This is a genomic window from Erythrobacter sp. (genome assembly GCF_038133525.1).
Classification (GTDB): Bacteria; Pseudomonadota; Alphaproteobacteria; order Sphingomonadales; family Sphingomonadaceae; genus Qipengyuania.
Genome location: NZ_JAYPTL010000050.1, coordinates 1 through 19,897, shown reverse-complemented (window position 1 = coordinate 19,897; position 19,897 = coordinate 1). Strand labels below are relative to the sequence as shown.

18 protein-coding genes are annotated in these 19,897 nt (G+C 59.5%); 14 read left to right on the top strand and 4 right to left on the bottom strand.

Annotated features, from left to right (window positions below; translation table 11 throughout):
- The 4 genes from AAFM29_RS12820 to AAFM29_RS12805 form a co-directional block, all read left to right on the top strand.
- On the top strand, positions 1 to 1,691 hold a 1,691-nt coding region (locus AAFM29_RS12820; protein ID WP_341713194.1), incomplete at its 5' end, for an N-6 DNA methylase.
- Positions 1,692 to 1,723: 32 nt separating this feature from the next.
- A complete protein-coding gene (locus tag AAFM29_RS12815; RefSeq protein ID WP_341713193.1) occupies positions 1,724 to 4,009 on the top strand; it encodes a sensor histidine kinase in 2,286 nt (761 codons plus the stop codon).
- Positions 4,006 to 5,124: a hypothetical protein gene (locus AAFM29_RS12810; protein ID WP_341713192.1), complete on the top strand. Its 1,119-nt coding sequence runs from the start codon at positions 4,006 to 4,008 to the stop codon at positions 5,122 to 5,124. The genes AAFM29_RS12815 and AAFM29_RS12810 overlap by 4 nt, the downstream gene beginning before the upstream one ends.
- Positions 5,121 to 5,801, top strand: coding sequence for a hypothetical protein (locus tag AAFM29_RS12805; RefSeq protein WP_341713191.1), 681 nt, complete (start codon positions 5,121 to 5,123; stop codon positions 5,799 to 5,801). Before AAFM29_RS12810 ends, AAFM29_RS12805 begins: the two co-directional genes overlap by 4 nt.
- 539 nt (positions 5,802 to 6,340) lie before the next feature.
- On the opposite strand, the gene AAFM29_RS12800 is transcribed toward AAFM29_RS12805, so the two are convergent.
- From AAFM29_RS12800 to AAFM29_RS12785, 4 genes are all read right to left on the bottom strand, one after another.
- Positions 6,341 to 7,606: a type II toxin-antitoxin system HipA family toxin gene (locus tag AAFM29_RS12800; protein WP_341713190.1), complete on the bottom strand. Its 1,266-nt coding sequence runs from the start codon at positions 7,604 to 7,606 to the stop codon at positions 6,341 to 6,343.
- Complete coding sequence (locus AAFM29_RS12795; protein ID WP_341713189.1) at positions 7,603 to 7,860, bottom strand: helix-turn-helix transcriptional regulator; 258 nt, start codon at positions 7,858 to 7,860, stop codon at positions 7,603 to 7,605. The genes AAFM29_RS12800 and AAFM29_RS12795 overlap by 4 nt, the downstream gene beginning before the upstream one ends.
- 401 nt (positions 7,861 to 8,261) lie before the next feature.
- Complete coding sequence (locus AAFM29_RS12790; protein ID WP_341713188.1) at positions 8,262 to 8,723, bottom strand: GNAT family N-acetyltransferase; 462 nt, start codon at positions 8,721 to 8,723, stop codon at positions 8,262 to 8,264.
- A 5-nt stretch (positions 8,724 to 8,728) separates the two neighbouring features.
- On the bottom strand, positions 8,729 to 9,127 hold the full coding sequence (locus AAFM29_RS12785; RefSeq protein ID WP_341713187.1) for a rhodanese-like domain-containing protein: 399 nt from the start codon (positions 9,125 to 9,127) through the stop codon (positions 8,729 to 8,731).
- 89 nt (positions 9,128 to 9,216) lie between these two features.
- Between AAFM29_RS12785 and ftrA the strand changes: the two genes are divergently transcribed.
- The 10 genes from ftrA to AAFM29_RS12735 form a co-directional block, all read left to right on the top strand.
- Positions 9,217 to 10,221: a transcriptional regulator FtrA gene (gene ftrA, locus AAFM29_RS12780; protein ID WP_341713186.1), complete on the top strand. Its 1,005-nt coding sequence runs from the start codon at positions 9,217 to 9,219 to the stop codon at positions 10,219 to 10,221.
- A gap of 103 nt (positions 10,222 to 10,324) precedes the next feature.
- A complete protein-coding gene (locus tag AAFM29_RS12775) occupies positions 10,325 to 11,233 on the top strand; it encodes an N-acetylmuramic acid 6-phosphate etherase (RefSeq protein WP_341713185.1) in 909 nt (302 codons plus the stop codon).
- Positions 11,223 to 11,948 carry a GntR family transcriptional regulator gene (locus AAFM29_RS12770; RefSeq protein WP_341713184.1) on the top strand — a complete coding sequence of 242 codons (726 nt, stop codon included), beginning with the start codon at positions 11,223 to 11,225 and terminating at the stop codon, positions 11,946 to 11,948. Before AAFM29_RS12775 ends, AAFM29_RS12770 begins: the two co-directional genes overlap by 11 nt.
- On the top strand, positions 11,945 to 13,330 hold the full coding sequence (locus tag AAFM29_RS12765; RefSeq protein ID WP_341713183.1) for an FAD-binding oxidoreductase: 1,386 nt from the start codon (positions 11,945 to 11,947) through the stop codon (positions 13,328 to 13,330). Before AAFM29_RS12770 ends, AAFM29_RS12765 begins: the two co-directional genes overlap by 4 nt.
- Positions 13,323 to 14,522 carry an anhydro-N-acetylmuramic acid kinase gene (locus AAFM29_RS12760; RefSeq protein WP_341713182.1) on the top strand — a complete coding sequence of 400 codons (1,200 nt, stop codon included), beginning with the start codon at positions 13,323 to 13,325 and terminating at the stop codon, positions 14,520 to 14,522. Before AAFM29_RS12765 ends, AAFM29_RS12760 begins: the two co-directional genes overlap by 8 nt.
- A 5-nt stretch (positions 14,523 to 14,527) precedes the next feature.
- Positions 14,528 to 15,469 (top strand): BadF/BadG/BcrA/BcrD ATPase family protein, encoded by a 942-nt coding sequence (locus AAFM29_RS12755; protein WP_341713181.1) that lies wholly within the window; start codon positions 14,528 to 14,530, stop codon positions 15,467 to 15,469.
- A complete protein-coding gene (locus AAFM29_RS12750; protein ID WP_341713180.1) occupies positions 15,466 to 16,503 on the top strand; it encodes an SIS domain-containing protein in 1,038 nt (345 codons plus the stop codon). Before AAFM29_RS12755 ends, AAFM29_RS12750 begins: the two co-directional genes overlap by 4 nt.
- Positions 16,500 to 17,642, top strand: coding sequence for an N-acetylglucosamine-6-phosphate deacetylase (gene nagA, locus AAFM29_RS12745; RefSeq protein ID WP_341713179.1), 1,143 nt, complete (start codon positions 16,500 to 16,502; stop codon positions 17,640 to 17,642). Before AAFM29_RS12750 ends, nagA begins: the two co-directional genes overlap by 4 nt.
- The gene (locus AAFM29_RS12740; protein WP_341713178.1) at positions 17,639 to 18,727 is read left to right on the top strand and encodes a hypothetical protein; all 1,089 of its coding nucleotides are present in this window, start codon (positions 17,639 to 17,641) and stop codon (positions 18,725 to 18,727) included. Before nagA ends, AAFM29_RS12740 begins: the two co-directional genes overlap by 4 nt.
- A gap of 169 nt (positions 18,728 to 18,896) precedes the next feature.
- Positions 18,897 to 19,897 (top strand): TonB-dependent receptor plug domain-containing protein (locus AAFM29_RS12735; protein WP_341713177.1); only part of this gene is annotated, 1,001 nt, incomplete at its 3' end.

Here is a 19,897-nt window from a genome sequence, read left to right as displayed (position 1 = left end):
GTTTGAGCGTGGTTCTTGCAACAGGCGGTGATGCGGTCCGAGACCGGCTGCTCGACGAGCGCCGTAAAATCGGTGCGTTTTACACTCCGGAGCCATTAAGTCAGATACTCTCTGACTGGGCTATTCGTTCGTCTCTCGATTTTGTTCTTGAACCGAGTTTCGGCGGATGTGGCTTTTTACAATGTGCGCAGGCTCGCCTTGTTGCACTTGGGTGCGCTCAGCCACGAAAACAAATCTATGGTTGCGACATCGACCCTGTCGCCTTCGATTATCTCGCGGACGTATTCCATGCCCCCGTCGACCTGAGTCGTTTCTCGCAAACCGACTTTCTGGAAGTTTCGCCGGGTGGGCTATGGCCGGAGTCATTCTCAGTCGTCCTCGCGAACCCCCCTTACATCCCGTATCAGGAACTTGGAACCGAGCGGAGGCAGACTCTCAGTTCAACCAAATGGCCCATCGAGGGCGTGGCCGGACGCGCTAGCCTCTGGGCCTATTTCCTGACCCACTCTTTGTCCTTCCTTGCGAACGACGGCCGCATGGCTTGGGTGCTGCCGGGTGCATTTCTTCAGGCGGACTATGCAAAGCCGATCCGCACATTCTTGGCCAGCGCCTTCAGCCGTGTAGCCGCTATCGTCATTCGCGAACGGATTTTCCTCGATGTCGGCGCGGATGAGGAAACGGTAATCTTGCTTGCCGATGGCTATCAAGCTTCACCAGCAGGACATATCGAACTGGGTCAGGTCGAGACGCTGGACGCTCTGCGACAGCTCATGGCAGACTGGGACAGTGGGAAGTGGGCCGGGAAAAAATCCAACCTCCGCCCCGCCGCGCTCAGTCTTTCGCAAGGCGAGAGCGATATCTTGGCTCGTATGGAATGCGCGCCCGACTGTAAGTCTCTGGGAGACGTTGCCTCTGTCCAGATTGGTCTCGTCACAGGGGCCAATGAGTTCTTCGTTCTTGGCAATGACGGGCTGGAGGAGGCCGGTCTCGTGGACGAGGATTGCACGCCAATCCTCGCGAAATTCATTGCCGCGCCCGGGGTGTCGTTTTCGCTGACCGACCATCTGTCTTTTTTAGCAGGCGGTGGTAGGGGTTATCTCGTCGATAGTGACGGGCAATGTGGCAATGACCGCATTCGGGCATATCTTGAGACCTTCCCGCTCGAGCGACGCACGGAGACCAGCACGTTCAAAAAAAGAAAAATCTGGTCGAAGCCGGACGACGGTCGGGTGCCAGATGCCTTTTTTCCGGTTATGCACCACTGGGGGCCGAGGCTGGTTTTGAACCCCTATGGGTTCACGAACACGAACACGATCCATCGGGTCTATTTCCCGGAAGCGGTGGACGATGCTTCCCGCAAACTGATCGCCATTTCCCTGCTGACCAGCTTTTCGCAATTGTCCGCAGAGCTGGTTGGGCGGCGATATGGCTCCGGGGTTCTCAAACATGAGCCTCGGGAAGCCGAGAAGATCCGTATTCTGTTGCCGAAGCTAGGCCCGGCAGCGATCGACAAGGCATTCTACGCCGTTGATCGGGACCTCAGAGCAGGCGATCGAGAGAGAGCGATGAAACGGGCTGACAAGCTGGTTTTTGCTTCAATCAAGGTTGCCGATCGAGAGGCGGTATCGACTACGCTGAGCGGGGCGCTCGAGCATATTCGGCAGAACCGTCGCCCCCGGCGCGGTGCCTGAGCATTGCGTCAGCCGAAGAGAATGACGGGTATATGAGCGGGGCGGGCGAGACATTGGACCCAGAGAAGATCAAGACTGCGATCGAGGAGGAACTCAAAAAGGCCTCACCTGACTGGCATCGCATTGAACAATGGAGCCGGGCGCGCGTGGAGTCCGACCCGGACAATGTTCGCTTTACGGTCGATGCCGGCCATATTCAGCGCCTTGGTGCGGAACTGGTAGGCAAGCAGGACACTGCTTTGTCCGAACTTATCAAAAATGCGTATGATGCCGACGCAACGAAGGTGGTGCTGACCTTTACCGATTACCAGCAGCCAGGAGGCACATTGGTGATCGAGGATGATGGATCGGGCATGCAGGACGATATTATTCGTTCGTCCTGGATGCGCATCTCGACGGCTTCAAAGGTCGATCAGCCTCTGTCACCGATTTATCGCCGAGTAAGAGCGGGCAGAAAAGGCATCGGCCGCTTCTCGGTGCAGAGGCTTGGGAAATGGCTCTACCTCGAAACACGCCCGAGGGGTTCGACCACTGGTTTTCGCGTCAGGTTTAGCTGGGATGAAGAATTTCGACCGGGCCGAGATCTCAACGAGGTCTTCAGCCAGATCGAGCGATTCGAGAAGCCGTCCGATGAATGCGGGACGACCCTCAGGATCGTCGATCTGAGGGACGGATGGAGCGAAGCGGCTCTCGCCAAAGTCTGGCGATCGGTACTCCTGCTTCAGCCCCCATTTCCGGTCGCCCGCACTGATCCGGCCGAGGAGCAACCTTCATCGGCTGATCCCGGCTTTGCCGTGAACATCAATGGCGTCAGCCGTGACGCCAAACGATCCGAGTATTCTATCGAGACCAGCTTTCTGTCGCAGGCCTTCGCCACGATTTCTGCGTCGATCGACGAGGATGGTCGTGCCACGGTTCGTGTTGTTTCACCAAAGAGCAATCTGGATGACAGTCAGGAATTCGACACGAAATTCCTCGTGACCGGCCCGGTTTCACTGAACGCATCATACTTCATTTATCTTCCCGCTACCCTGTCGGGAATGAATATGGCATCGGCCGCCGAACTGGGCCGTTTATTTGGTGGCATCAGGATTTATCGCAATGGCTTCCGCGTCTTGCCGTACGGCGAAGCGGCAGACGACTGGCTGCAACTCGACATCGACGTATCGCGTCGCGATCTTCTGGTCCCCGCGAACAACCGCAACTTCTTCGGTCATGTTGAACTGAGCACGGATAGCAATCCGCTCTTCGAGGAGACCAGTAGTCGCGAGGGACTGCTGGAAAATGAAGCCTATGCCGAACTGAAGCAATTTGTTCGCGATGCCGTTGAATGGGCGGCTAAGCGGGTCGCCGCTGCACGTAACCGCAAACAGGATGCGGGCCAGCGCGACTTCATACCTGAGCCCCGCCGCCCCTCTGAATATCTTAGAACCGTTCGCGAGAATATGGGGATTTCTCCATCGTCGAGCCCGGATGCCGTGCAAACCGACCGGGTTTTGGCGAAGGCCGAAGCTATTGCCTCCGAGTTTGAGCAGCGGGTCGAAGAACAGCGCGCGGCCTCACTCGAATATGAAGAGATGCTTCGACTGCTTGCGTCCCTTGGTCTCTCGATCAGCGTTTTCGGGCATGAAGTGAAGGGTGCCCGCGACGCATTGCGGGCGCGGCTAGATCTGCTTGAGGATGCAATCGCAACTGTTCCCGATGACCGGCAAAAGACGGCTTTGGAGCGCCAATTTGCCGAACTGAGACTCGGGTCCGACCGCATGTTTGATATCGGCGGATACATTGCAGGCCTGATGTCGACGACGGAGAGCCGGCAACTCCGTACCCTGTCGGTGAGCGGCGCTTTGCAGCGTTTTGCAACGCAGTTCACCGAATATATGAGTCGCCAGAACATCGAGTTTGAGGTGGATGTTGACCCACCGACGCTGCGAACGACGCCGATGCATGGCAGTGAACTGGATTCTGTTCTCCTCAACTTCCTGACCAATTCGATCAAGTCCATGCGAAACGCCCGCGTGAAAGACCGCAAGGTTCGCATGGATGCGAGGCTGGATGGACGCTTCGTCGTGATCGGCTTCGAGGACAGCGGTCCGGGTATAGCAGCGAATGACCGAAATCGGGTGTTCGATGCATTTTTCACCACCACCATGGCTGCGGACGATGATGGTGTTGCTGGGCCGGGCACAGGTCTTGGGCTCAAGATCGTGAGCGATATTGCCTCAAGCTATGGCGGTAGCGTGTCGGTCGAAGAGGCTTCGCCCGGATACGGTTGTCGCTTCGAGTTTCGGATTTTGTCCTTGGGGGAGGAAGCGTGACGTACAAAGGGATATTCGTAGACGATCAGGAGCTTGTCTACGCGGAGACGCTTTCTACGCCTGAGCATCTTGAGTTTAAACCGCAGGATGTCGAAGAGGTTGCCGTCCTCGCGCGTAAGATCGTAGGCGAAAGTCCCATCATCGTTGCCATCGATTATCGCCTTGATGAAGCGCCAGCCGGTCTGCAAGCGGACCAGACGTATAAAGGCAGTGCTCTGGCGCAACATCTGCGCGATGCTTCGATTGAGCATCCAGATCAGGATTTTGCACTGGCGCTGGTCTCCGCTGAGAGCAAGATCAAGACGCTTTATCGGCCGGATAAGACAGCTCATGATCTTTTCGACCGGGTTTACGTCAAGGAAGACATCAACAATCAGCGTGCGGCAATCCGCCTGGAACTTCTCAGCCTGTGTCACGGCTATGAAAAGCTCCGTGCCGTGGGAAACAAATACGATATCATCGACCTGATGGCCGGAAATGATGATGATCGACCACACGTCGATGCGCAGGAAATTCGCACCAAACTGGCCGAAGCTGCTGCACCTCATGTTGTTGCCCGCATGCTGTTCAACCTTATCGATCGTCCCGGCCCATTGCTCACCACAGAATATGCGTGCGCCCATCTCGGCATAGACCCTGGCGACAGACAGACCATAATCGGCGTCATGCGCGATGCGGGGATCGCTTATGAGGGCGTCTTCGGCGATGCTTGGCCGCGTTGGTGGGCTCATCGGCTTGAGAACTGGGCGCAGGGCATATTTAAACGCCGTGCCACAGGTCTCCCAGCGGCCGACCGCGCGCGTATTTTGTCTGAAAGCGTCGGCAAAGAATTTGAACCGGCTCGATCGCCTTGGAATCAGTCATCGAATGAGTTGATTTCCTTCGCCTGCGCTTCCTGTGCACGAGGTACGGAACTGCGGCATTCTGTGGCGGCTTTTGAGCCCAGCCAGCCTCGCTACATCGTCCGTCGCCGCATCTGTTGGGATTGCGTCCAGAAGGACCAGTATGAGGCCGTGGAACCGCCGCTCTCGATTGACGATGCTGACAAAGATCTGGCGGAGCAGGTCAAAGGTCGAGACAGGAATGAAGGTCATACGGACGGCGCTGAAGCATGATGATCGCGGCAGTAGAAGCGGGAGATGCAATGGGCGCCATCGCCGCGACATTGGAACGCCACGGCATTGTCGAGCCAGAAGGTTTCAGCGTTCTCTCGCGTTTGTCCCGCGAATTGAAACTGAAGAAGGATGCCTTAGCTTGGTCGGTGGAAGTCGACCGTGGCGCCCCGATCCTTTTCAAGCGGACCACTGATGAAAAGAGCCGAGGTGTAAAACCGCGCATTGTCGCGAAGGGCATCGAGATAGAGCAGGGCGATGGCACTGCATTGCCGTTTAGAGCTTTGGATATCGCGCTTGAGGTCGAAGATGATGCCAGCGAGCCTTTGTCACGCTGGCATCTGGACTTGGCGAACAAGCCTGATGGCGTTCCGCAGTCCGGGCCTTTGACCCATCTCCAGTTTGGCGGGCATCACCATGATGACCGGGAGAAGGATCATCCACTCAAGGTGCCTCGCTGGTGTCACCCGCCAATGGAAGTCGCGTTACTTTGCGAGGTGGTTGCTGCCAATTTTTATGAGGAAGCATGGCTCGAGCTTCGCGACGAACCCAATTGGTGTCAGGCAATCTCGCTTTATCAGCGACTCTGTTACAGGCATTATTTCGAAAGGATGACCAACAGCCTGTCGATCAGTTCGAACACGGCACTCAGCGGTATGTGGGCCAGCACGTACGCCTAATATCATAGTGATGCCGAACAAGCGGCGGATGCCCATCGCGGACATTCGCGATGAGGCGAAAGCCGCATGACCGCTTTCTGAATGCACGTGCCTGAATACTGCCGGTCTGTTCGCGGCCCACAAGCTGCCATCGCGATCGATACGAATAGCATCGTAACGCACAAGCGGCTGCCTTGCCGTCATTGCAGCAATTGCACGGACAACGATTGATTTGCATGACGAAGGATGCTGCGCCAAAACCGCTTGCCAAGCTCTGATGCGCGAGAGCGTTGGTCACAGTGCTTAATTTTGCAGTCATAGCAATCAAGTAAATTGAGGTGTTGTGGGTTGTCTATTGACGAATCGAGCTGTAAAGAAACAGTATGAATTGAATAGAGATGAGAAAACGAACCGCTACTGCAATTTTATCTAGTGCCAGTGGTTGTGCCATCACGGAAAATCAAATTCACATTGAAAAATAATAACAATTAACTACTTGAAGTTATTGCGTTCTCTTCTGATCTCATCCCAATAATAAGATGATTTTCGAGTATTTTTACTCATAAAATTAGCTGCTCTGCCAATTTTACTCTCATCGCGATCACATCTGCCACCGGGCGGATGGCATTCTGGTCGTCAAGCCCGCGCACGATCACCCCTTTTGCGAGCTCCTCGTTAAGGGAACGGGCGATGTGGAACAGCCTTCGCTTGACGAATGGCGCGGGCAGCCCCGCATCTTCAGCAAATCGTTCCAGATTGTCCTTGCCGAGTTCCTCTATTGTGGCTGCCCGGCCAAATCGCATCGCCAGCCTGGGCGACAGCTCTTTCCACATATGCGTGGCCACAAGATCGTAGAGCGGTGCAAGAACGACCTCACCTATCTGCAGGCGCAGCAAGCTGTAGTTCTTGGCATGGGCGTCGGCGTTCCCGACAATGAGATTGAAAATGGCCGCATCGGCGAGCTTGAGCACTTCGCGCGCCGGGCGCGTCGCAGCGCTCCGCAGGAGCGCAAAACTGTCGAGGAATGTCGGTCCGCCTTCGGCTGCGTATTTCCGGTTCGAAGGCACCGCCAGCGCCTGCGCGAAGTCCTCTTGGTGCAGGCGCTGCGTCATGCCGCCGACCGATACCCGGTCGAATCTCTGGACGAGAAGCAGCGGCCTGCTGTGTACCTCCCGCCATTCGGCTCCGGCTGCGTCGAGACCCACCGCCCGTGCAAGGGCAAGACAGAAGGCTTCATTCGCGGCAAGGCCGGCAAAGCGTTCCGGTTCAGGCTTTATGAGATGGGTAGAAGGTTCACCCGGACGGGGAACGGCGATCCTGCCATCTGCTGTTAAGACCACCGGGAGCTTGCTTTGTGCACCGGCGAGACTCAGCCGTGCCCCGCCCTCACCGGCCAGCATGGGCGCCGCCGGGAGGCGGTCGAGCAGGGCCGCCAGCTCCCCTTCATCGAGGGGCTCGGGATCACCATCGGATTTGTCCTCGAGGGGCTCCTCGCCCGCGGGCAGGAACGAAAGTGCGCCAGCCACATCGCCTCCAAGAGCCTGAAGCAAACGGAAGGGATTATCCGGCGACACGCCGAGCGCTCGCGCAATCGCCGTACGCTGGTTCTCTTCAGGCAAAAGGCCCCCGAAGACGGCCGTGCATACACGATCGTCGAAGGCTTCGCCTCGCTTGGGCAGGGCCTGTGAAAGAGAGGGCGCGCTATCATCTGTCAGCCATTCAGCCGAATAGGCGAAATGCATTGCGCCGCCCTTGTCGATGGTGAGCTCGCCTGCCTGGCGGCGGTCCCACCAGACCGCGAGACTGTCAAGGATCGGCGGCGTCATTCGCCGGCCATCTTGGCATATGCCGATGGGTGCGGAGCAATGGCATCGCCGTCGGGGCCTAGGATTTGCAAATCGCATCCCAGGGCAGCGAGGACATCGAGAACCTTGCCCATCTGCACGGTTGACTTGCCTCGCTCCAGCTCGACCAGAAACCGCAGGCCCACGCCGCTCGCTGCCGCGAGCTCGTCCTGCCGCAGGCCAAGCGCCTTGCGCTCGTCGCGAATGATGGCGCCAATGGTGGTGACATTGAGCACGTGAACACGTCCTTTCCCGATCGGTAAAGATATGCTTGTCTTGGCTCAAAAGCAAATCAAATTTCCCGAACGGGATATTTTTGGGTCGTAATAGCATCGGAATGTCTTAAATTTCCCGAACGGGAAATAAAGTTATGCGGTACGGGCGACATTCATGCTCGCCTGACCTGAACTCGACAGAATCCGCACACAAGATACAGTGCCTCAGACAGATCGACGTTTTGTCCGAGGATCCGTATCGTTGTCGCAACCCCGATACTCTAACAAACCGAGAATGCTAAACCCGGGTCACCTGCGACGGCATCGCCGCGCGTCATCCGACGTGTAAAGAAAGCCCCGTTTTCTTTACACGTCGCCAGAACGTGCAAAGCAACCGGGTAAACCCTTCACATATCAGAGGTTTATCCGTTCCGGGTCGACAGGGTCGCAAGAGTAAAGCGCACCTTGGCCGCCTCCTCTGCCCCCGTCCGCCGATAGAAGGTGATAGCCCGCTCGTTCCATTGGGGGGTCTGCCATTCCATCCGGTCGGCGCCAGATTCGCGGGCGAGATCAGCCGCAGAACCGAGCAGCGTGGCGCCGAGCCCGAGCCCGCGGCTGTCCTCGCGCACGAACAGGCAATCGATATGCGGCCAGCGCCGCGCGCGCCAAAGAGCGAAGTCGAAAGTGATCGCGGCGAAGCCGATCAGGTCGCTGTCGCGCGCGCCGACGAGGATCGTCACCGGCGGCGCGTGGTTTGTAAGGATCGACAGGAGATCGGACGGAGAGAGCGACGCCACGCTGCGCTCGAAGCGGGCATGCTCGGCAATCAAGCCGAACAATGCCGTGCAGTCTTGCGGAAGAGCCCGGCGGATGGCGACGCTCACCCTCTTCAGCCTTCTACCGCGAGGTCGAAACCCTCATCAAGCCAGCCAGTAATGCCGCCGGTCATGATCTTCACCGGCCGCCCGAGCTCGGCCAGCCGCAGGGCGCCCCGGGCCGCGCCGTTGCAATGCGGGCCGGCACAGTAGGTGACGAACAGCGTCCCGTCAGGCCAGTGCGCCATTTTCGAGCCAATGATCTTACCATGCGGCAGGTTGATCGCACCGGGCACGTGACCCTTTGCGAACATCGCCAGGCTGCGCACGTCAAGCAGCACGAAATCGGCGCCATGGTTGAGTGCTTCGTGAACATCCCAGCAATCGGTCTCATAGGCGAAGAGTGCGGCGAAGTGCTGCCGGGCGGCCTCGCTGGCAGCGGCGGTAACTGCGGTAACTGCGGTTGTCGTCATGGCGGGGTCTCCGTTGTTGTGCCGAACCTACGGATGCCGCCGCACCGAAACGCTTGCAATTGGCGCAGATGGCAATATTGGTAAGGATCGTGCCAATCATTTCCGACACCGCCGAATCGCTCCATGGTCCGCAGGTGGTGGCGCTTGTTTATGACGGGTTGTGCACCTTCGAGTTCGGCATCGCCGCGGAGATTTTCGGCATTGCCCGCCCCGAGATGGGCCCTGGCTGGTATCGCTTCGCGAGCGCCGCGATCGAGCCCGGTCCACTTCGGGCGCTCGGTGGCCTGCAGGTGCTGGCCGACGGCGGGATCGATCTGCTGGAGAGCGCCGACGTGATCATTGTCCCCGGATGGTGCGGGGCCGAGGCGGCGGTGCCGACTGCGCTCATTGAGAGCCTCGTTGCCGCGCATCGCCGCGGTTGCTGCCTGGTGTCGATCTGCTCTGGCGCTTTCGTGCTCGCTGCCACAGGCCTCCTCGACGGACGCCGGGTGACGACCCACTGGCGCTACGCCGAGGCGCTGCGCCGGCGCTTTCCTGCGCTGCTGGTCGACGAGGCAGCGCTTTATCACGGCGAGGACCGGATCTTCACTTCGGCTGGCAGCGCCGCAGGCATCGACCTCATGATCGAACTGGTAAGGCGCGATTTCGGGGCCGAGAAAGCCAACTCGGTCGCACGCCGGATTGTCATGCCAGCTCATCGCAGCGGCGGACAGGCACAGTTTCTCGAGCGGCCCGTCGCGGTGCGCCGCGAGACCACGCTTGGCCCCCTGCTCGACGAGGTGCGCGGGGGCCTTGCGCGGCGCTGGACCATCGCACGGATGGCGAAGGCAGTGAACATGAGCCGCCGTACCTTTGAGCGGCGCTTTGTCGAGGCGACCGGACTTGGCCCGGGCGATTGGCTGGTGGCCGAGCGGATCGAGGCGGCTAAGGACCTGCTGACCACCACCACTGCCCCGATGGAGGAAATCGCCGCAGCAGTCGGCTTCGGCACGGCACATTCGCTCCGCCATCATTTCCGCGCACGGGTGCGCCTGACCCCGAGCGCTTACCGGCAGGAATTTATGCATATCGCTGCTTCTGACGTTCGCGCATAGGCGATGCAATCATGGTCCCCAAGCGCACCCCCTCGACTGATTGATATATTACCAATGTAATACAGGTATTGCCATGGCAGGTGAATGGGGTAGAATGCCTCCTATGAACATGTCAGCAAACCACATTCCCAGCGCTCCTCTTGCACCCGACATTGACGCTGGCGTCGAAGAAATGTTGAGCGGACAAGTCGCAGCTGCTCAGGCCGCCGCGAAGCTGGCGCCGCAGATCGCAGAGGCAATTTCGGCAGCAGTCCCCCGCTTGAAGCGCGGGGGTCGTATTATATTGGTAGGTGCCGGGACGTCAGGTCGGATTGCCGTCCAGGATGGCGTCGAACTTGCGCCGACCTATGGCTGGCCAATGGATCGCCTGACATTCCTTCTTGCGGGCGGCCGGAAAGCGCTGGTGGAAAGCTCAGAGGCTGCAGAAGATGATGCCGCTCTGGCGATCCAGGAAATTTCCGACTGCGCTGTAACGCCGGACGACGTGGTGATCGGCGTGGCGGCAAGTGGCAGAACGCCATACACCTGCGCAGCAATCGAGCATGCACGTAAAAAAGGTGCGCTGGCTATTGGCCTCGCCAATCAGGCAGACACGCCGCTTCTTGACCTTGCGGACATCGTGCTTTGCGCTGAAACCGGGCCGGAATTTATTTCAGGTTCGACCCGCATGAAGGCCGGCACCGCTCAGAAGATTGTGCTCAACACGCTTTCAACGGGCATCATGATCGGACTTGGCCGAACGCATAACGGGCTCATGACCCACATGTCCGTTTCGAACGATAAGCTTCGCCGCCGCGCCGTGGATATTATCTCGAGCATCGCGGGCACCTCTGCTGAAAACAGTGAAGGTGCGCTGGAAGAGGCCGAAAACGATCTGCCTGTCGCTATCCTGATAGCAGCGGGGCATGACCGGGAAGAAGCTAGTCGTTTGCTCGGCGAGGCGGAATACAGCGTCGCAAGGGCCTTATCCCTTTCCAGCCGACATTCAGAGGTAATATCCAATGGCGCTTGATCTGGCTCCGGGCAGAGCCCGATCCACTCCGCTCTATCTCCAGATTGCAGCAAACCTGAAGCAACACATCATCGCTGGCGAATGGCGAGAGGGAGAGGCCGTTCCGTCCGAACGCGAATTGTGCGCCTTGACCGATGCGTCCCGCGTGACAGTTCGCAAGGCTATTGAGGAACTCATCGCCGAAGGGTTGCTTTCCCGGCGGCAAGGATCCGGGACTTTCGTCAATCGCGTCATTGAGACCAAGAACGATGTTCTTGGAAGCTTCAGCGACGAGGCTACGGCTCGCGGGGGCACTCCGGGAACCATCTGGATTGTCCGGACCATTGCCCGCCCGACCGAGGATGAGGCGAATATCCTCAAGATCGGGAGAGACAGTGAGGTAATACGCTTGGGGCGGGTCCGGCTCCTGGACGGTGAGCCACTGGCGATCGAGCACGCTGTTGTTCCCAAACGCTTCCTGCCGCCGATCGATGAGGTCGAAGGCTCACTCTACAAGGCTTTCGAGGCAATGGGCAATCGTCCGGTCGGGGGTACGCAGAGCATCCATGCATCCCTCGCAACCCCGACTGAGGCGGGCATGCTATCCATCGCTGAGCAGAGTGCTGTCCTGCGCATTGAACGAATCACACGCAATGCGAAGGGCGATGTCGTTGAGCTGACGCGGTCGGTCTATCGCGGAGACCGGTACAAATTCGTCTCGGATCTGCATCAATGAATTCGGCTCAACGATTTGCCGAGGCATTGCCTGATCTTGCCTGGCTCGATTCTGACGAGATCGGTCTGCGGCAGACAAGCTACTGGGACGCGTCTTCGCTAAAAGGGCAGGCGTTGGCCAGACCCGCCTCAACCGAGCAGGTTTCCGACCTTATGAGGATGGCGTCATCCTCGGGCCAGACAATCGTAACCCACGGTGGTCGCACGACCTGTGTCGATGGCGTGCAGGCCCGGTCCGACGATATCATCCTCTCACTGGAGCGAATGAACCGCATCCTCGAAATCGACCCCGTTGAAGGTATCGCAGTTGTTGAAGCAGGCGTGGTCCTGCAGACGTTGCAGGAAGCGGTCGCAGATGAAGGCATGTTCCTGCCGCTTGATCTTGGGGCGCGGGGCACATGCACGATTGGCGGGAATGTCGCGACCAATGCAGGCGGGGTGAACGTGTTGCGCTACGGCATGATGCGCAACCTCGTGCTTGGGTTGGAGGCCGTTCTGCCCACCGGCGAAGTGATTTCCTCAATGAACCGGATGCTGAAGAACAATTCGGGCTATGACCTGAAGCAGCTCTTTATCGGCACTGAAGGTACGCTCGGTGTCGTCACCAAGGTGGTGGTGCGGCTCGAGCCGAGCATAGCCTCGCGCGATGTGGCAATGGTCGCACTCGGCAGCTTTGACGCCGTGCTCAAGCTCCAGTCCGATGCGAAGCGTGTCCTTGCCGCAGACATGCTGTCTTTCGAAGTGATGTGGGGCGCGTATTATGACGCCGTCACCGGTGACGGCGGCCACCGGGCCCCGCTGGCCCGCGGAGCGCCCTTCTATGTTCTTATCGAAGCTGTGACTGACGATAGCAGCGATAACAGCAACAGCCTGGTCTCGTTCCTTGAGAGCTGCTTCGAGGCAGGTACGCTCAGCGACGGAGCAGTGGCGGCCTCCGAGCGTGAAAGGGCAGAGTTCTGGAAGGTTCGGGATGACTTTGAACGCATTCTCGCCGACCCGCCTGTCTATCTTTATGATGTCAGCCTGCCGCTGCGTTCGATGGATGCCTATATCCGCGATCTAGAGGACGCCTTCGGCAAAGATTTCCCGCAAGGTGTTCTCCACGTCTTCGGTCACCTGTGTGACGGCAATCTTCATCTCTTTCTGACACCCCGATCCGCTTCAGAGAGCACGCACGAAATCCGGCGGCTTGCAGACGAGTCCGTCTACCAGACCCTCGCTCGTCACCACGGTGCCGTCTCGGCCGAACATGGTATTGGCCGCGAAAAAAAGGACTGGCTGCACATCTCTCGCAGCAGCGAAGAAATCGCGCTGATGCGCAAGCTGAAGCGGACACTCGATCCGGCGAATATCCTCAATCGCGGTCTCGTGTTCGATGTTTGACGACATCACAAGGCTGGCGCGTATCGCGGCAAAGCCTGAGCGCCATATCCTCGGCCTGATGAGCGGGACATCGCTCGACGGACTCGACATCGCGCTGTGCCGCGTCGAAGGAGCTGGCGAGGCAACGTGCCTGACGGTCGAGAACTTCACGACAGTTCCTTATACTGCGGCATTCCGAGACCGGGTTGGCGAGGTCTTTGCCCGGCGCTCGATCGATCTAGAGCGCCTTTGCCTGCTCAACCCCTTCGTCGCGCAGGTGCATTCGGACATGATCCTGGCGGCGCTCGACGAGTGGCGTCGACCGGCTGAGACCATCGACCTCATCGCCAGTCATGGTCAGACCGTATACCATGCGCCGAGCACGCCTGGTGAACGCGTGCCCAGTGCCAATGCGACGCTGCAACTGGGGGATGGTGATCACATCGCCCATCGGACCGGTATCATCACAGTGCATGATTTTCGCCAGAAGCAGATCGCTGCAGGTGGTGAGGGCGCTCCCCTCGCGGCTTACGGTGACTATCTGCTGTTTGGGGATGACCAGGCTGATCGCATCCTGCTCAATATCGGCGGAATTGCCAATCTGACCTTCGTTGCAAGTACGCGGAACGGGCGCTGGTCCTCCTGCACCGATATCGGTCCCGGGAACACCGTCATGGACCAGCTTGTCCAGCGGAACTTCCCTTCGATGCGATTCGATGCCGACGGGGCCATGGCAGCGCAGGGGACTGTCTTGCCGGCGCTGCTCGATCAACTGCTCGCCAATCCGTTCTTTTCCCGGGCCGGCCCCAAGACTACCGGGCCAGAAACCTTTAACTTGGCTTGGCTGGATCAAGCTGCTGCGCGTTCAGGCCACGCCAAAGCGCGAACCGAAGACCTGCTGGCAACGCTCAGCCTTTGTTCGGCGCGTTCCATTGCCGCATCGATCGATGCGCTGGAGGTGTCCGGTAAGGCCACCGTATTCGTCAGCGGTGGCGGCGCCCGCAATCCAACACTCATGGCGAATATCCGCCGTGAGCTGTCGGAGCGCCACAAGGTCGTGACGACCGAGGAACTCGGCATTGATCCGGACGCAAAGGAAGCCGTCCTTTTCGCGGTTCTCGCCAACGAAACTGTCGCTGGCACGGGGCTGGCTCAGGGCCGGATTGCTGGGATGCCGTCAATATCAATGGGCAAGATCAGTTTGCCAGGATGAGTGAAATGACAAGCAATTCTGCGCTCACGAGCGCTCCCACAGACATCCGATACTGGCTTGGCATTGATGCGGGCGGGACCAAGAGCCTCGCCAGTCTGGTCGACGAGAACGGGCACGAGCTTGGCCGCGTCACGGCCGGCGCAGGCAACCTTCGGATCGGTGTTGAAGCGGTAGAGCAATTGACGCTTGGCATTGCGCGGCAGGCGCTGGACCAGGCTGGTCTGCCGCAGGATGCTGTCAGCACTATCGGCCTCGGCCTTGGCCTGGCCGGACTTTCGCGGGCCAGCCAATCGCGTCAGTTGACTGCCAATCAATGGCCCTTCGCACGTGTTACGATCGCATCTGATGCGGAAATCGCCCATCTGGGTGCGCATGGCGGCGAGGACGGCGCGATCCTCATCGTCGGCACCGGGTCGATTGCCTATCTGAAGGTGGACGGAAAAGTCGACACGATGGGGGGCTACGGGTTCCCGATCTCGGATGAGGCAAGCGGTGCGGCCCTGGGTCTAAGCGCGGTTCGCCACGCGCTGCGTGCGCTCGATGGACGATCACGGTCCACCCCTCTCAGCGATGCTGTGACGGGCCAGTTCGATGACAACACTGTGGCGGTGATCGAGTGGATGGAAACAGCCACGCCGGGCGATTTCGCTTCCTTCGCGCCGCTGGTTATCTCCTATGCCGAAAAGGGCGATTACATTGCCCGATCGATTGTAATCGAGGCGGTTCGGCATATCGAACGCTTCATCGAAACCATTTTTGAAAAGGGCGCGCCGCGATGCTCTCTGATGGGCGGGCTGGCGGCCCATTTACGGCCATGGCTGCGCGCCCGGACAAGCGAAATGCTGGTCGAGCCGGCCGGCGATGCGGTCAGCGGGGCGTTAATGCTTGCAGGCCTGTCGAAGGATGCGGTGCTTGGAACCTCCTCGCAAGCGAGGAAAGGGGCATGATCGCTGAATTGCAGACGCGAATGGCAATCGAAGCGGCAGAGGCACCCGACCGGATCGCGCTTCAGGCCGAGGCTCTGGCTGAACCACTCGAAAAGCTGGCCGAATGGTGGGCGGCGTCACCGCCGCACGCAATCATAAGCTGCGCACGCGGCAGCTCGGATCATGCCGCCTTGTTCGGCAAATATGCGCTGGAGCTGACAACCGGGCGTCCGGTTGCCTCGCTCGGCCCCTCACTCGTCTCGGTCTATGAAACCCCGCTGCATGTTGAAGGCATGCTTTACATCACCGTCTCGCAATCCGGGCAAAGCCCCGATCTTTTGCGATGCGCGCAGGCCGCCAGGACAGGCGGGGCCTTGGTGGTGGCCATCGTAAATGATGCCCGATCGCCGCTCGCCCGCGCCGCAGACATCGTTCTCGATATGCAGGCAGGGCCCGAACTTGCGGTCGCGGCCACCAAATCCTTCCTCTGCACTCTGACCACCTTTGTGAGGTTGGCGGCCGCGATCACACCCTCGCCGCAGATCAGCGCGGCGCTGGAACGACTGCCCGAGCAGCTGAGAGCCGGATTGCGCGACCCGTGGGGGCCTCAGATCGTGGAACAGTTCCAGGCGGTTCGACGTGCTTTCATCATCGGGCGCGGGCCAGGACTGGGCGTGGCCGCGGAATTGGCGCTCAAGCTGAAGGAGGTGGCTGGCCTTCATGCCGAAGCCTTCAGCGCGGCCGAGGTTCATCACGGCCCGAAGGCTGCGATCGGACCGGATTCGCCGGTTATTATCCTCGGGGCGCAGGACGCGGCGCAGTCCAGCCTGGAGGAGGTTGCAGGATCTTTGCGCGCATTTGGTCCCCCGATCTTCGGAAGTCTGATCCCGGTGCAGGGGGTCATCGACTTGCCCACCATTCGGACGGGGCACCCATTGACCCAACCGATTGCGCAGGCAGTCGCCTTCTATCGCTTTGCCGAGGCACTCTCGCGGCGGCGCGGGCTTGACCCCGACAATCCACCCTCGCTGCACAAGGTCACCAAGACGCTATGACGACAATCCGCGGCGCGAAGCTCCTTTTACCAGACGGCGGTTGGCAAGAGGGTGCGGTCTCGATTGAGGACGGAAGGATTGCCGCGGTCGAAACCGCCGGAGATGCCGCAAGCAGCACGGCTGGCCTGACACTCGATGGCGGATACCTGATACCAGGCCTGTTTGATCTGCAGGTCAATGGCGGCGGCGGCGTTCTTTTCAATGATGCGCCGACTGTTGGCACCCTGCGGACCATGGCCGAGGCGCACCGAAGCTTCGGAACCTGCGCTATGCTTCCCACCCTTATTTCTGACGACATCGACAAGGTCCGAGCCGCGATTGATGCGGTCGCGCAAGCGATCGGAGAAGGCGTCCCGGGCATCGTCGGCATTCATCTGGAAGGGCCGATGCTGAACCCGGCCAAGCGCGGCATCCACGATGCCCGGCACTTCCGGACCTTCGATCAGGAAACGATCGAGCTGTTCGCATCGCTGCCGAATGGGGCGACGCTGGTGACGCTTGCTCCCGAAGCGGTCGAGCGCAGCCACATCCGCGAACTGGCCCAGCGCGGGGTCAGAGTGGCACTGGGTCATTCGCTCGCGGGCTATGATGTGGCTCGCCTGGCCGAGTCCGATGGTGTTACCGGCTATACGCACCTGTTCAACGCCATGACCGGCGTGGAAACGCGCAAGCCCGGTGCTGTGGTCGCGGCGCTCGAAGGCGAAGCATGGTGCGGGCTCATCGTCGACGGACATCATGTCGACCCTGCGATCTTGCGCCTCGCGATCAGGGCGAAGGCCGATGGGCGCTTCTGTCTCGTGACCGATGCCATGCCGGGCGTCGGAACCGACCTTGACCATTTTGAGCTTGGTGGCCGCCGCATTGCGATCCGCGATGGTGTTTGCGTTGCGGAGGATGGCACCCTCGCAGGCTCAGCTCTTACCATGATTGATGCTGTCCGCGGCGCGATCGATTGGCTGGGGCTTGACCTCGCCGACGCTATTCGCCTCGCAGCGACCGAGCCAGCACGGTTCATGGGTCTGGAGCGCGACCTTGGCACACTGCGCGTGGGCGGGAAGGCCAATCTGCTGCACCTTGATGCCGATCTGCGCGTCAGGTGCAGCTGGATTGATGGCGAAATGATGGTGCTGCCACATTGAACGACAGGCCAAAACGCCTCGTTTCCGTCGACACTCTGCGCGGGCTCGACATGCTTGTTATTATCGGTCTCGATGCCCTGATCCACGCGCTTGCGGCGGCGTGGCCGGTTGCACCGATAATTGAGCTATCCAGGCAATTCTCGCATGCCGAATGGATTGGCGTGCATGCCTATGACCTGATCTTTCCGCTGTTCATTTTCCTGTCAGGGGTTTCGCTGGCCATCGTCGATGCCCGCCCTTCCGCTCAGGCTAAGTCAGCCGGACAAAGGCTCATTGGTGCCGCCCGGCGCATGGTCGTCCTCGTACTGCTCGGCATCATTTACAACTTCGGATGGGAATGGTCCTGGGAGCGCCTGCGGCTTCCCAGCGTACTGGGGCTGATCGGCGTGAGTTCCTTCCTCGCGGCAGCGACGCTAGTTCTGTTTCGCTCCGTAAGCGCGCGCATAGGTGTGGGGGTTGCCATTGCAGCGCTGATTGCAGGTCTGCAGTTGTTTTTCCCAGTGCCCGGGCACAGCGCGGGCATGCTGACGCCCCAAGGAAGCGTAAACGGCTATCTCGACGCTCTGGTTCTGCCCGGTCGCCTTCATGGCGGCACCTATGATCCGGAAGGATTGCTGGGCATGCTTTCGGCCGCGACCATTGCTCTTGCCGGCGCGGGCGCCGGGGCAGCTATGCTTTCAGGCAGTCGGTACGGGTCGCTCGCGTCGCTCTGCCTTGCAGGACTCGTCATTTCAGCCGCAGGGCTGGCAATCGGGCCGCTCTATCCGCCGATAAAGTCGCTGTGGACGGTTAGTTTCGATCTCATTGCAATCGGCATCTGCACGCTACTGCTGGGAGTGTTTCGCCTCTTGTTCGACCACCGGAACGCCTCCGCTTTCCTGCGTGCGGTTGGCGATGCCTTGGCTCCCATCGGAGCCAATGCGATCCTTGCCTACATGGCGGCACGCTTCTTCATCTACCCGCTATATGCGCCGCTCGCGCAATTGCCTTTGGCGTGGGAACTCGCCGGATTGAGCGCCCTCATTGCACTTCAGTGGGCGCTGCTTTGCGCACTCTTCGCAAAGGGATGGATATTACGGGTTTAGTCGCTGATGAGCCTTCTGAAAGTGGGGTTTCCGACAAGCGGCTTGCCAACAGGTTACAAAGTGGTAGTATATAGGTTTACAAGGGAGGCCGAGGGGAGCTGATATGAGAGCGACTGCAAAACTTTTCGCAGGAACCATTCTTGCCGGAGCTGCCGTGCTCATGCCCAGCATGGCATCTGCACAAGAGGTCGGTTCCGGGAGTGACACTTCCGCCAACGAAGCGGAGAACGATATTGTCGTAACGGGTTCACGCATCCAGCGCACTGAACTTACAGCGACAAGTCCTGTGACAACATTTGATCAGGAACAGATCGTCCTCGATCGCGCTGTGACGGTCGAAGACATCACAGCCCGCATCCCGCAGTTCGCCGGCGGCGTCAACGCAACTCAGACAGGCAGTGACGGTCGCGGGGCGCAAACGCTCGATTTGCGCAATCTTGGCCAGAACCGCACGCTTGTGTTGCTCAATGGTACTAGAATGGTTCCGTTCAGCTTCCGCAATGCGGTTGACGTCAACAGCATTCCGGCTCCCTTGCTCAAGCAGGTCGACGTTCTCACTGGCGGCGCAGCGGCCGTTTACGGCGCCGACGCGGTTGCTGGCGTGGTCAACTTCATTATCGATACTGACTTTGAGGGCGTGCGCCTCGGTGGCAGCTGGGAAGGTGCCCGCGATCTCCAGACCTACAACACCAATATCACACTCGGTGCCAACCTCGGCGATCGTGGTGGCATAGTCTTCTACGCTGACTATTCCGATCGCGGCGGCTTGCAGGTTGGTGACCGCGCCTTCCTTGCTGACAGAACGACCTCCACACTGGCAGGCGCAGGCGGCAACTTTACCGATATTGCGAGCGGCAATTTCTTCGCTTTCGATGAAAGCGGTGCGCTCCAGACCACGCGGCAGACTTCGGACTTCTCGGACCTTTATGCCGCCGTACAGCCGCTCGAACGCATCAATGTCTCGACCTTTTTCGATTACGAGATCGCGCCTTTCGCCGAGATTTACGGGCGGGCGATGTACACGCGGGTCGATACGGTTGGTGCAGGCCGCGCCGGGGACAACCCGGTGACGGTGAACGAGACGGTCTTCATCAACGAGACCAATCCGTTCCTGACCGACGATATCCGCTCGCGCCTCACCTTCGTGAATGGCCAGGCAGAAGTCGGTGT

Bases quoted from the DNA above. Each gene is read 5' to 3' on its own strand.
- AAFM29_RS12815 (WP_341713193.1), top strand. From the start codon at position 1,724: ATGAGCGGGGCGGGCGAGACATTGGACCCAGAGAAGATCAAGACTGCG.
- AAFM29_RS12805 (WP_341713191.1), top strand. From the start codon at position 5,121: ATGATGATCGCGGCAGTAGAAGCGGGAGATGCAATGGGCGCCATCGCC.
- AAFM29_RS12800 (WP_341713190.1), bottom strand. From the start codon at position 7,606: ATGACGCCGCCGATCCTTGACAGTCTCGCGGTCTGGTGGGACCGCCGC.
- AAFM29_RS12785 (WP_341713187.1), bottom strand. From the start codon at position 9,127: ATGACGACAACCGCAGTTACCGCAGTTACCGCCGCTGCCAGCGAGGCC.
- AAFM29_RS12775 (WP_341713185.1), top strand. From the start codon at position 10,325: ATGAACATGTCAGCAAACCACATTCCCAGCGCTCCTCTTGCACCCGAC.
- AAFM29_RS12770 (WP_341713184.1), top strand. From the start codon at position 11,223: ATGGCGCTTGATCTGGCTCCGGGCAGAGCCCGATCCACTCCGCTCTAT.
- AAFM29_RS12765 (WP_341713183.1), top strand. From the start codon at position 11,945: ATGAATTCGGCTCAACGATTTGCCGAGGCATTGCCTGATCTTGCCTGG.
- AAFM29_RS12760 (WP_341713182.1), top strand. From the start codon at position 13,323: ATGTTTGACGACATCACAAGGCTGGCGCGTATCGCGGCAAAGCCTGAG.
- AAFM29_RS12755 (WP_341713181.1), top strand. From the start codon at position 14,528: ATGACAAGCAATTCTGCGCTCACGAGCGCTCCCACAGACATCCGATAC.
- AAFM29_RS12750 (WP_341713180.1), top strand. From the start codon at position 15,466: ATGATCGCTGAATTGCAGACGCGAATGGCAATCGAAGCGGCAGAGGCA.
- nagA (WP_341713179.1), top strand. From the start codon at position 16,500: ATGACGACAATCCGCGGCGCGAAGCTCCTTTTACCAGACGGCGGTTGG.